This is a genomic window from Galbitalea soli, from assembly GCF_010686725.1.
Lineage (GTDB): Bacteria > Actinomycetota > Actinomycetes > Actinomycetales > Microbacteriaceae > Galbitalea > Galbitalea soli.
Genome location: NZ_JAAGWZ010000001.1, coordinates 845833 through 857792, shown reverse-complemented (window position 1 = coordinate 857792; position 11960 = coordinate 845833). Strand labels below are relative to the sequence as shown.

The 11960-nt window shown below is 69.7% G+C and carries 9 protein-coding genes; 6 read left to right on the top strand and 3 right to left on the bottom strand.

Annotated elements, in window-relative coordinates; genetic code table 11:
* Positions 1 to 38: 38 nt before the first annotated feature.
* A complete protein-coding gene (locus G3T37_RS04020; protein ID WP_163472161.1) occupies positions 39 to 665 on the bottom strand; it encodes an NADPH-dependent F420 reductase in 627 nt (208 codons plus the stop codon).
* 87 nt (positions 666 to 752) lie between these two features.
* Between G3T37_RS04020 and G3T37_RS04015 the strand changes: the two genes are divergently transcribed.
* A complete protein-coding gene (locus G3T37_RS04015; protein WP_163472160.1) occupies positions 753 to 1289 on the top strand; it encodes a MarR family transcriptional regulator in 537 nt (178 codons plus the stop codon).
* On the opposite strand, the gene G3T37_RS04010 is transcribed toward G3T37_RS04015, so the two are convergent.
* Positions 1276 to 5085, bottom strand: coding sequence for a multifunctional oxoglutarate decarboxylase/oxoglutarate dehydrogenase thiamine pyrophosphate-binding subunit/dihydrolipoyllysine-residue succinyltransferase subunit (locus G3T37_RS04010; RefSeq protein WP_163472159.1), 3810 nt, complete (start codon positions 5083 to 5085; stop codon positions 1276 to 1278). The two genes, G3T37_RS04015 and G3T37_RS04010, sit on opposite strands and share 14 nt — an antisense overlap.
* Before the next feature lie 133 nt (positions 5086 to 5218).
* Between G3T37_RS04010 and guaB1 the strand changes: the two genes are divergently transcribed.
* The 3 genes from guaB1 (at position 5219) to G3T37_RS03995 (ending at position 9090) form a co-directional block, all read left to right on the top strand.
* A complete protein-coding gene (guaB1, locus tag G3T37_RS04005) occupies positions 5219 to 6658 on the top strand; it encodes a GMP reductase (protein WP_163472158.1) in 1440 nt (479 codons plus the stop codon).
* Between the two features lie 75 nt (positions 6659 to 6733).
* The gene (locus G3T37_RS04000; protein ID WP_163472157.1) at positions 6734 to 8050 is read left to right on the top strand and encodes a hemolysin family protein; all 1317 of its coding nucleotides are present in this window, start codon (positions 6734 to 6736) and stop codon (positions 8048 to 8050) included.
* A complete protein-coding gene (locus tag G3T37_RS03995) occupies positions 8047 to 9090 on the top strand; it encodes a hemolysin family protein (RefSeq protein WP_163472156.1) in 1044 nt (347 codons plus the stop codon). The genes G3T37_RS04000 and G3T37_RS03995 overlap by 4 nt, the downstream gene beginning before the upstream one ends.
* 23 nt (positions 9091 to 9113) lie before the next feature.
* Here the strand turns inward: G3T37_RS03995 and G3T37_RS03990 are convergent, their stop codons facing one another.
* Positions 9114 to 10199 carry an oxidoreductase gene (locus tag G3T37_RS03990; protein WP_163472155.1) on the bottom strand — a complete coding sequence of 362 codons (1086 nt, stop codon included), beginning with the start codon at positions 10197 to 10199 and terminating at the stop codon, positions 9114 to 9116.
* A gap of 119 nt (positions 10200 to 10318) precedes the next feature.
* Between G3T37_RS03990 and G3T37_RS03985 the strand changes: the two genes are divergently transcribed.
* A complete protein-coding gene (locus G3T37_RS03985; protein ID WP_163472154.1) occupies positions 10319 to 11113 on the top strand; it encodes a potassium channel family protein in 795 nt (264 codons plus the stop codon).
* A 4-nt stretch (positions 11114 to 11117) separates the two neighbouring features.
* On the top strand, positions 11118 to 11939 hold the full coding sequence (locus G3T37_RS03980; RefSeq protein WP_163472153.1) for an ADP-dependent NAD(P)H-hydrate dehydratase: 822 nt from the start codon (positions 11118 to 11120) through the stop codon (positions 11937 to 11939).
* Positions 11940 to 11960 lie beyond the last annotated feature (21 nt).

Here is an 11960-nt window from a genome sequence, read left to right as displayed (position 1 = left end):
AGCTGTATCGCGTGGGCCCCCGTCCAGCGGGTGCGACCTCAGTCGACGATGGTGATCGCCGAGGCGAACTGCGTGCCACGCGTGAACTGGAGCTGGATATGCAGCCAGGCGATGCCCTCGAGGATGCCCGCGAACTCGAGCGATCCCGCGTCGATCACCCGGAATCCCGCCTTCTCGCCGAAGGCGGTGACCGCGGCCTTGGCGTCGGCGTCGTCGGCGGCGACGAAGAGGTCGAGCGTCGCGCCGTCTTTGGAACCGGCGATCACGTTGCCGGCGAAGACAGTGTTGAAGGCCTTCACGACGGCGGCACCGGGGAGCAGCGCCGCGATCTCCTTCGCGCCCGAGGTGCCGGGTGCGGTCGCGAGCCCCGTGAAGGTCGCGTTGACCGGGTTGGTCGCGTCGACGACGACCTTGCCCGCGAGCTGCGCGGCGATCGGTGCGAGCGTCTCGGCGACGGCGAGGTAGGGGAGGGCGATGAAGACGAGGTCGCCGGTGACCGTGGCGTCGAGCGGGCTGACGGTGACGTCGCCGCCGAGCTCGGCGGCCAGCGCGGCGCCCTTCTCCGCGTCGCGGACCAGCAGCTGAACACTGTCGCCGCTCGCCACCGCGCGCGTCGCGATTCCGCGTGCGACATTTCCCGCTCCGAAGATACTGATGGTGCTCATGGGGGATTCCTCCAATAGTTGAACTCTCAAGTAATTGCGAGCGTACGCCTATCTGGTTGAGAATTCAACTACCAGTACACTGGACAGGTGAGCACCGCATCCGACACCCCGTTCCGCTGGCTGACCGACGACGAGCAGCGCGCGTGGCGCGCCTACCTCGCCGCCTCCGCACGGCTGGGTGAGCACCTCGACCGCGTGCTCACTGCCGAGGCGGGAATGCCGCACGCGTACTACATCATCCTGGCGATGCTGAGCGAGACCCCGAGCGGCGGCCTGCGGATGACCGACCTCGCCGATGTCCTCCTCATCTCGAAGAGCCGGCTCACGCACGCCGTCAACAAGCTGGAGGCGCTCGGCTGGGTGCGCCGCGATGCCGACCCGAGCGACCGTCGGGGGAGTGTCGCCTGTCTCACCGAGGAGGGTCGCAGGGTGCTCGTCGCGACCGCCCCGACGCATGTGACGAGCGTCGTCGACGCCGTGTTCGATCGTCTCACCCCCGAGCAGGTCGAGCAGTTCTACGAGATCTCGTCGCGAATCCTCGAGGCGCTCGCCCCGGGGGAGTCGCCCGACTCGGTACTTCGGCCCGCATCGCCGGGCGATCCGACCCCCGCTACGGGAGCGTGAGCGCCTTCGCGATGAGCTCCGTCTGCTGCTGAGCGCTGCGCTTCGATGACCCGGTCGCGGGCGAGGCCGATGCCGGGCGCGAGGCGACCGAGATCGTGCGGCCGCGAAGGCGCTTGGCGAGCTCGAGGCAGATGAACGGCCACGCGCCCTGATTCTCCGGTTCGTCCTGCACCCAGACCAGGTCGGCGTGCGGGTACCCCTCGAGGATGACGTTGAGCTCATCGGCGGGCAGCGGGTAGAACTGCTCCAGTCGCACCACTGCCAGGTCGCGCTGCTCGCGCTTGTCGAGCTCGGCGACGATGTCGTAGTAGATCTTGCCCGAGGTCAGGATCACGCGGCGCACGACCGAGCGGTCGGTCACGCGGTTGTCGTCGATGACCGGTTCGAAGCGACCCGAGGTGAAGTCGGCGATCTCGCTCGTCGCACCCCGCAGACGCAGCATCGCCTTCGGGGTGAAGACGATGAGCGGGCGACGCGGGCGGGCGTAGGCCTGTCGGCGCAGCAGGTGGAAGTACGACGCCGGGGTCGACGGACGCGCGACGGTCATGTTGTTCTCGGCGCACAGCTGCAGGTAGCGCTCGATGCGCGCCGAGGAGTGGTCCGGACCCTGGCCCTCGTAGCCGTGCGGCAGCAGCAGCACGACGCCGGAGCGCTGGCTCCACTTCTGCTCGGCCGAGGAGATGAACTCGTCGATGACGCTCTGGGCGCCGTTCGCGAAGTCGCCGAACTGGGCTTCCCACAGCACGAGCGCGTCGGCACGCTCGACCGAGTACCCGTACTCGAAGCCCATCGCCGCGTACTCGCTGAGCAGCGAGTCGTAGATCCAGAACCGAGCCTGGCTCTCGCTCAGGTTGGCGAGCGGCAGCCATTCCTGACCGTTGGCGCGGTCGTGCAGCACCGCGTGACGCTGCACGAAGGTGCCGCGACGCGTGTCCTGTCCGGCCATCCGCACGGGGGTGCCCTCGAGGAGCACCGATCCGAGCGCGAGCAGCTCGCCGAAGCCCCAGTCGATCTGGCCGGTGCGGCTCATCTCGATGCGCTTCTTGAGCAGGGCCTGCAGCTTCGGGTGCACGGTGAAGCCGGCGGGCGGGTTGTCGTGGGCATCGCCGATCAGCTGGATGACCGAGACATCCACCCCGGTCGACGCCGGTTCACCCACGAGGTCGTCCTGCTGCGAGCCCGGCCGCTCGAGGTCGGCGACCGCACCCCCGTCTGCCGTGATGATCGGAATCGATCCGGTCTGCGCGGCATGGGTCTCGGCGAACGCGCGCTCCAGGCGATCCTGGAAGTCCCGGTGCGCCTGGTCGTACTCTTCCTCGGTGATGTCGCCGCGGCCGACGAGCGCCTCGGTGTAGAGGGTGCGCACCGAGCGCTTCGCCTCGATGAGGTTGTACATGAGGGGCTGCGTCATCGAGGGGTCGTCGCCCTCGTTGTGGCCGCGCCGGCGGTAGCAGACGAGGTCGATCACGACGTCGCGGTGGAACTGCTGGCGGTACTCGAAGGCGAGGTGGGCGACGCGCACCACGGCCTCGGGGTCATCGCCGTTGACGTGGAAGATCGGCGCCTGGATGGTCTTCGCCACGTCGGTCGAGTAGACGGAGGTGCGACCCTCGCCGGGAGGCGTGGTGAAGCCGACCTGGTTGTTGATGTTCACGTGCACGGTGCCGCCGGTGCGGTAGGCGCGCAACTGCGACATCTGCAGGATCTCGACCACGATGCCCTGGCCCGCCATCGCGGCGTCGCCGTGCACCATGATGGGCAGCACCGGATAGGTGCCGATGGGGTGCCGGTCCTGCTTGGCGCGCACGATGCCCTCGAGCACACCGTCGACGGCCTCGAGGTGCGAGGGGTTGGCAGCGAGGTAGACCGGGATCTGGGCGCCGTCGGCGCTCGTGAAGGTGCCCTCGGTGCCGAGGTGGTACTTGACGTCGCCGGAGCCCTGCACGGTCTTCGGGTCCTGCGTGCCCTCGAACTCGCGGAAGATCTGCCCATAGGTCTTGCCCGCGATGTTGGTGAGCACGCTCAGGCGGCCGCGGTGGGCCATGCCGATCGCGACCTCTTCGAGGCCCGCGTGGGCCGCATCCTGGATGACCGCGTCGAGCAGAGCGATCGTCGACTCGCCGCCCTCCAGGCTGAATCGCTTCTGGCCGACGTACTTGGTCTGCAGGAACGTCTCGAAGGCCTCGGCCTCGTTGAGCTTGCCGAGGATCCGCATCTGCTCGTCGTGGCTCGGCTTGGCGTAGGGCTTCTCGACGTGGTCCTGGATCCAGCGGCGCTGCTCCGGGTCCTGGATGTGCATGTACTCCACGCCGACCGTGCGGCAGTACGCGTCGCGCACGATGCCGAGGATGTCGCGCAGGAGGGCGACCTTCTTGCCGCCGAGGCCGCCGGTCACGAACTCGCGGTCGAGATCCCAGAAGGTGAGGCCGTGGCTCGCGATGTCGAGGTCGGGGTGCGAGCGCTGGCGGTACTCGAGCGGGTCGATGTCGGCCATGAGGTGACCGCGCACGCGGAAGGAGTTGATGAGCTCCTGCACCCGCGCGGTCTTGCCGACCGCGTCGGCGAGGTCGACGCTGATGTCGGCCGCCCAGTGGATGGGGTCGTAGGGGATGCGCAGCGCGGCGAAGATGTCCTCGTAGAAGCGGTGCTCGCCGATCAGGCGCTCGTGCACCTTCTTGAGGAACTCGCCCGAACCGGCGCCCTGGATGACGCGGTGGTCGTAGGTGCTGGTGAGCGTGATGGTCTTGCCGATGCCGAGCTCGGCGAGTGTCTTGGGGCTCGCGCCCTGGAACGCCGCCGGGTACTCGAGCGCGCCCGCGCCGATGATGCAGCCGGCGCCCTTCATGAGGCGCGGAACGGAGTGCTCCGTGCCGATACCGCCCGGGTTGGTGAGCGAGATCGTGTTGCCCTGGAAGTCGGCGACCGTGAGCTTGTTGGCCCGTGCGCGGGAGACGACGTCTTCGTAGGCGATCAGGAACTCGCCGAAGCCCATCGTGTCGGCGCGCTTGATACCGGGAACGAGCAGGCTGCGCGTGCCATCGGGCTTCGGCATGTCGATCGCGATGCCGAGGTTGATGTGCGCGGGGGTCACGACGGACGGCTTGCCATCGACCTCGTCGTAGAAGACGTTCTGGCTCGGGAACTCCTTGAGCGTCTCGACCATCGCCCAGGCGATGAGGTGCGTGAACGACACCTTGCCGCCGCGGGCGCGCTTGAGGTGGTTGTTGATGACGATGCGGTTGTCGATCATGAGCTTCGCCGGGATGGTGCGCACGCTCGTGGCGGTGGGCACCTCGAGGCTCGCGTCCATGTTGGCGGCCAGGCTCTTCGCCATGCCCTTCAGCGCCGCGACCGTGTTCTCGGGCTCCGGCGCGGGCTCGGCGCTCGCGGCGGGTGCGGCCGGCGTGCGCGACGGGGCCTCGGCGGGGATGGGCTGCGGCCGGGCCTGCACCGAGGTGGTGCGGGCGACCGGCTGCGCGCCGGTGGCCACGGGAACGGACGGCGCGGGCGCGGGAGCGGCGGGCGCCGTCGCCTCGGCGGGCGCGGTGGCTACGGGTGCCGCGGCGGGCTCGGCGTTCGGCGTTGTGCTCGGGGTCGTGTGGTCCGCACCCGGCGCGACCGTCGCCGGGTCGAGGGTCGTCGGGTGGTAGGTCTCGAGGATCGGCCACCACGACCGGTCGACGGAGTTTCGGTCGATGATGTACCGCTCGTACATCTCGTCGACGAGCCACTCATTGGCCCCGAACTCCCCAGGATTTCCGTCTTCTGACGCGACTCCGGTCACTTGGCTGGACACGGCTGATCGCCCACTCTCATCACTCGATTGCGTGTGCACTCCAGGTGCGACCGCCTCTGGCCGCACCGCCGTCAAGCCTAACCGCTCACCACGCGACACGCTGCCGCCCGTCCGAGGGTCTAGCGTTAATTTCATGCGGTTTTATGAAACTTCGCCGGTTCACGACCTCACCTACTCCGACGTCTTTCTGGTTCCGGAGCGATCCGCCGTCTCGAGCCGGCTCGACGTCTCACTCGCCCCCGGCGACGGCACCGGCGCGACCATCCCGCTCGTCTCCGCGAACATGAACTCGGTGACGGGCCCGCGCCTCGCCGCGACGCTCGCGCGGCGGGGTGGACTCGGCGTGCTGCCGCAGGATATGCACCTCGACGACCTCGACGCGGCCATCCGCTGGGTGAAGGCGCAGCCGGTCGCCTTCGACACCCCGCTCTTCCTCGCCCCCGACGATACGGTGGCCACGGCGCTGCTCCACCTTCCTCCCGTGGAGGGGCAGGGCATCGTGCTCACCGACGATCAGGGCGACTACCTCGGCACGATCCAGGCGAGCCGCCTCGCAACGGCCCTTCCGGATGCCCGGCTCGGCGATCTCCTTCACGGCGAGAACCCCGCCCTCGACTCCGCCGACATCCCTAGCGCACGGGGCGCCTTCGACCTGATGGTCGCCACCGGCCTCGAGTTCGCCCCAGTGCTCCACGAGGGACGCGTGGTCGGCACGCTGAGCCGGCAGAGCGCCCTGCGCTCCACCCTCTACCAACCCGCACTCGACGCTGCCGGACGGCTGCGCGTCGCGGCCGCCGTCGGCATCAACGGCGATGTCGCGGCGAAAGCCCGTGCGCTTGCCGCCGCGGGCGTCGACGTCATCGTCATCGATACGGCGCACGGTCACCAGGAGGGCATGCTGACGGCCATCGCGACGGTCGCGGGGCTCGGACTGGGGCTGCCGATCGTCGCGGGCAACGTGGTGACGGCATCCGCGGTGCGCGATCTCGTCGGCGCGGGCGCGACGATCATCAAGGTCGGCGTCGGCCCCGGCGCGATGTGCACCACCCGCATGATGACTGCCGTGGGACGCCCGCAGTTCTCCGCGGTGCTCGAGACCTCGGCGGCGGCGCGCGAGCTCGGGGCGCACGTGTGGGCCGACGGCGGGGTCCGGTACCCGCGGGATGTCGCCCTCGCGCTCGCGGCGGGCGCCGCATCGGTGATGGTCGGCTCCTGGTTCGCGGGGACCATCGAGGCCCCTGGCCGCCTCAACCGCGACGAGTCGGGTCGGCTGTACAAGGAGAGCTGGGGCATGGCGTCGACCAAGGCCGTCCGCGAGCGGTTCGACCAGCTCGACGCCTACGAGCTCGCCCGCAAGACGCTGTTCGCCGAGGGGATCTCGAGCTCGAAGATCTACCTCGACCCGCTGCGCCCCTCGCTCGAGTCGCTGCTCGACATGATCACCTCGGGGGTGCGGAGCTCTTTCACCTACGCGGGCGCGTCGACCATCGACGAGTTCCACGAGCGCGCCCTGGTCGGGATCCAGAGCGCCGCCGGATACGAGGAGGGCAAGGCGCTGCCCGTCTCCTGGTAGGAACCGCCCCGGGCCGCCCGGATATACTTGGGCGGATAATGGACGACCCTCCTAGTCGCCGCACCGGTGGCCGCCATGTATGAGTGGATCATGCTGGGCGTCGGCGTTCTGCTGACCATCGGCACCGGTTTCTTCGTCGCCTCCGAGTTCGCCCTCGTCAACCTCGATCGTGCCGATCTGGAGGCACGCGAGGCGAGGGGCGAGCGCCATCTCGGCGTCCCGATCCGCGCGCTCAAGATCACCTCCACGCACCTCTCGAGCGCTCAGCTCGGCATCACCCTCACGACGCTCCTCACCGGGTACACCCTCGAGCCCGCACTTGCGCTGCTGCTCCGCGACATCGTCGGGGCGGGGGTACCGGCGTCGGCGCTCATCCCCCTCTCGGCCATCGTGGCCGTCGCGATCGCCACCCTCGTGTCGATGATCCTCGGTGAACTCGTGCCCAAGAACATCGCGCTCTCGCTCCCGCGGGAGACCGGCAAGATCGTCATCCCCTTCCAGGTCGGGTTCACGACCGTGTTCAAGCCGGCGGTGTCGCTCCTCGGCGTCGTCGCGAACGGGGTGCTCCGACTGGTCGGAATCGAACCGAAGGAGGAGCTCAGCTTCGCGCGCACCGCTGAGGAGCTGGCGTCGCTCGTGCGTCGATCCGCCCGCGAGGGCAGCCTCGACCGCGACACTGCGACCCTGCTGCAGCGCACCCTCGCCTTCGCCGACCACACCGCGCAGGACGTGATGACACCGCGCCCCCGGGTCGCGAGCGTCGAGCGCACCCAGACGGCCCAGGACGTCATCATGATGGCGCGCACCACGGGCTTCTCGCGTTTCCCCGTCGTCGATGAGGGCATCGACGACATCGTCGGCCTCGTGCACGTCAAGCAGGCCGTCGCCGTGCCCCGCGACAAGCGGAGTGAGGTGCCGGTGACCGCGCTCCAGACGGAGGCTCTGCGGGTTCCGGAGACGATGAAGCTCGACATCCTGCTCGGCGAGCTCCGAGGCCGGGGGTACCAGATGGCTGTCGTCGTCGACGAGTACGGCGGTACCGCCGGTGTCGCGACCCTCGAAGACCTGGTCGAGGAGCTCGTCGGCGAGGTGTCCGACGAGCACGACCGAAGCAAGGCCGACGTGGTTCGCAGTCGCGACTGGTTCACCTTCCCGGGCATCCTCCGGCCGGACGAACTGCTCGAACGCACCGACGTCAACGTGCCCGAGGACGGCCCCTACGAGACGGTGGCGGGGTGGCTCATGAGCGAGCTGGGTCGGCTGCCGGTCGTGGGCGACACGGTCACCGTCAACGGCGGCACCTTCCGCATCGAGCGACTGGATGGCCGGCGCATCGACCGCGTGCGGTACACCCCGCTGCCCGACGCCGCGGCCGAGGGGCAGGCGAAATGAGCGACTGGGCGGGAATCGGGTGGCTGGTCATCCTGCTGATCGTCAATGCCTTCTTCGTGGCCGCGGAGTTCTCCATCATCTCTGCGCGCCGCTCGCAGATCGAACCCCGCGCCGAGCGCGGCTCGCGCGCCGCCCGCACGGCGCTGTGGGCGATGGAGCACGCCACCCTCATGCTCGCGACGACGCAGCTCGGCATCACCATCTGCTCGCTGCTCATCCTGAATGTCTCGGAGCCGGCGATCCACCACCTGCTCGAGTCGCCCCTCGGCCTGCTCGGCTGGACGGACGCGGTCGTCGGCACGGTCTCCTTCGTGATCGCGCTCGTGCTGGTCTCGTTCCTGCACGTCGTGTTCGGCGAGCTCGTGCCGAAGAACCTCTCCTTCTCGGTGCCCGAGCGCGCGGTGCTCGTCCTCGCCCCACCGCTCGTCTTCTTCGCCACCATCTTCCGGCCGGTCATCGTGGCGCTCAACGCCACCGCGAACGGCGTGCTCCGACTCGCCCGCATCGAGCCCAAGAACGAGGCCACGAGCGCCTTCACCGTCGACGAGGTCGCGAACATCGTCGCGCAGTCGACGAAGGAGGGCGTGCTGAGCGACACGACGGGCGCTCTCTCGGCCGCGTTCGAGTTCAGCGAGAAGAAGGCGCAGGACGTGGCGATCCCGCTGAGCAAGCTCGTGACCCTCCACGAGGACGCGACGCCCTCCGACGTGGAGAAGGCGGTCGCCCAGAAGGGCTTCTCCCGCTACGTGCTCATGAACGACGCGGGGGAGCCGACCGGCTACCTGCACCTCAAAGACGTCATCGACCTCGACGAGGAGGAGTTCACCGAGCCGGTGCCGCCGAAGCGGATCCGCAAGCTCGTCTCCATCTATCGCGGCCTCGAACTCGAGGATGCGCTGGCCAGTATGCAGCGCACCGAAACCCACATGGCGCGCGTGTTCGACGAGCAGGGCGCGACCCGCGGTGTGATCTTCCTGGAGGACATCATTGAGGAGCTCGTCGGCGAGGTTCAGGACGCGACGCGGCGCGAACGCTACTGAGGCGAGCGCCTGAGGAGCGCTCCTCAGGCGAGACGGGCGCGCTCGTACTGGCCGGGCCAGTAGTCGATCTCGACGCCCAGCTCGTGCGCCGCGCGAAGGGCGAAGTGCGGGTCGCGCAGCATCTCGCGGGCCAGCAGCACGACGTCGGCCTTGCCCGACTCGACGATCTCGGCGGCCTGTGCCGGCTCGGTGATGAGCCCGACGGCCCCGGTCGGCACTTCGGCCTCGGTGCCCACGTAGTCGGCGAACGGCACCTGGTAGCCGGGACCTATGGGAATGCTGGCCGCGGGCACATTGCCGCCGGTCGAGATGTCGAAGAAGTCGGCTCCCGCCTCGTGCGCCCAGCCGGCGACCGTGGCGGTCTCCTCCTGAGTCCAGCCGCCAGCGGTCCAGTCGGTGGCCGAGAACCGGACGAGCACGGGGATGCCCGTGCCGACCGCATCCCGCACCGCACGCACGATCCGCAGCAGCAGTCGGGCGCGGTTCTCGAGACTGCCGCCGTACTCGTCGTCGCGCTGGTTGCTGAGCGGAGAGAGGAACTGGTGCAGCAGATAGCCGTGTGCGGCGTGCAGTTCGAGCAGGTCGAAGCCCGCCTGCACGGCGCGATCGGCGGCCGTCACGAAGTCCGAGACGACCTTCTCGATGCCGTCCGCGTCGAGCGCCACGGGGGTGTCGTAGTGTCCGAAGGCCACGGCCGACGGCGCGACGGTGGCCCAGCCGCCGTCGGCGATGCTCATCGTGCCCGACCGGTCGAAGCCCCAGGCGGGCCAGGTGGAGGCCTTGCGTCCGGCGTGCGCGAGCTGAATTCCCACCTTCGCGCCCTGCGCGTGCAAGAAGTCGTTGATGCGGCGCCAGGCCACCACCTGCTCCTGGTTCCAGATACCGGTGTCCTGATCCGAGATGCGACCCTCGGGGCTCACCGCGGTGGCCTCGGTGATGATCATCCCCGCCCCGCCCGCCGCGAACGAGGCGAGGTGCGCGAGGTGCCAGTCGCGCGGTACGCCATCGCGCTCGAACACCGAGTACTGGCACATCGGTGCCACCCAGATCCGGTTGCGCACCGTGAGGTCGCGGAGGGTGAACGGCGTGAAGAGTTTGGGGGTTGCCACGGGGAGGATCTCCTTGGTCGGTCGACGGGTGGGCGCTGCCACCCTAGGGCCAACCCGCGCACGGCCGCGGGGATTCCCCGCGGGTGCGTCGGGCGTGCCGCTGCCCCTAAAGTCGGGTCATGGACCAGAAGAAATGGCAGCATCTCGCGGAGTGGCCGCTGCTCATCGCGGGCGTCGCCTTCCTCGTCGCCTTCAGCGTGCAGGTCATCGGCAACCTCCAGGAGGGGCAGTCCGTCGTCATCGACGTGATCATCTGGGGCACCTGGGCGCTCTTCGTCATCGATTATCTGGTGATGCTGTATCTCGCCGAGCGACGGTGGCGCTGGTTCGCGCGCAACCTCCATCACGTCGTGATCCTCGGGCTGCCGGTGCTGCGGCCCCTGCGTCTCCTCCGTCTCGTGACGCTGCTGCGGAGCATGCAGCGGTTCGCCGGGCGAGCGCTGCGCGGCCGCATCCTGACCTACGTGCTCGGCGCCGCGGTGCTGCTCGTGTACCTCGGCGCGCTCTCGGTGCTCGATGAGGAGCAGAACGGCCCGGCGGCCAACATTCACAGCTTCGGCGACGCGATCTGGTGGGCGATGACGACGATCACCACCGTCGGTTACGGCGATCACTTCCCGGTGACGCTCCTGGGGCGGGTGGTCGGCGCGGTCCTCATGGTGGGCGGGGTCGCCGTGTTCGGTGTGATCACCGCGACGCTGTCGTCCTGGCTCGTGGAGCTCGTCGAGCAGGGCCGCGTTCAGACGCAGGCCGACATCGACCAGGTCGAGGACGCGATCGAGACCGCCCAGAACGACGAGATCGCCCGCCTCGGCGACCGCATCGACCGTCTCAGCGAGGCCGTCGAGGCGCTGCTCGCCCGGCAGACCGCCGACGGCGAGGCCACCGGGGCACGACCCGCCGAACTATCGTGAGGGGATGACCGCCTACACCCCCTTCGATGACGCCGACGCCGCCCGCCACATCGCCGTGCCGCGCGACGACGACGACAAGTACAGTCGCGGTGTGCTCGGCGTCATCACCGGGAGCGAGCAGTACCCGGGCGCCGCGGTCATCGGGGTCGACGCGGCGCTGCACACCGGCGTGGGAATGGTGCGGTACCTGGGATCGGATCGGCCCAGCACCCTCGTGCTTCAGCGCCGGCCCGAGGCGGTCGCGACGAACGGTCGGGTTCAGGCGTGGCTCATCGGCTCGGGCATGGACGCCGTCGACCGGGAGCCCGGTGCGGCGGCGCGGATGGACTCCGCCGTCGCCGAGTCCGTCCCGGTCGTGCTCGACGGGGGCGCCCTCGATCTGCACGCGCGCACGAGCGGACCCACCGTCATCACCCCGCACTACCGCGAACTCGCCCGGGTGCTCGGCGTGGACGCGGCCGCTGTCGCCGCCGACCCCGGTGAGGCGGCGCACGGGGCGGCGCTGACCCTCGGGGTCACCGTGCTTCTGAAGGGGCACACGAGCCACATCGCAGCCCCGGACGGCACCCGACTCAGCGTGGCGGCCGCCCCCAGCTGGCTCGCCACCGCCGGGGCGGGCGACGCGCTCGGGGGGATCCTCGGCGCCCTCGTCGCCACCAACTCGAGCGCGGTCGTGACCGACCCCGGACTGCTCGCCCGACTGGCCGCCACCGCGGCCCTGCTGCACGGGCGGGCGGCCGCGCGGGCGTCCGGCGGCGGCCCGCTCACCGTGCTCGGGCTCATCGCAGAGCTGCCCGGCACGATCGCGGGGCTCATCGCGCGCTGATCATCCGGGCCGCCGCGCGCC

Bases quoted from the DNA above. Each gene is read 5' to 3' on its own strand.
- G3T37_RS04000 (WP_163472157.1), top strand. From the start codon at position 6,734: ATGTATGAGTGGATCATGCTGGGCGTCGGCGTTCTGCTGACCATCGGC.
- G3T37_RS03980 (WP_163472153.1), top strand. From the start codon at position 11,118: ATGACCGCCTACACCCCCTTCGATGACGCCGACGCCGCCCGCCACATC.
- G3T37_RS03995 (WP_163472156.1), top strand. From the start codon at position 8,047: ATGAGCGACTGGGCGGGAATCGGGTGGCTGGTCATCCTGCTGATCGTC.
- G3T37_RS03985 (WP_163472154.1), top strand. From the start codon at position 10,319: ATGGACCAGAAGAAATGGCAGCATCTCGCGGAGTGGCCGCTGCTCATC.
- guaB1 (WP_163472158.1), top strand. From the start codon at position 5,219: ATGCGGTTTTATGAAACTTCGCCGGTTCACGACCTCACCTACTCCGAC.
- G3T37_RS04020 (WP_163472161.1), bottom strand. From the start codon at position 665: ATGAGCACCATCAGTATCTTCGGAGCGGGAAATGTCGCACGCGGAATC.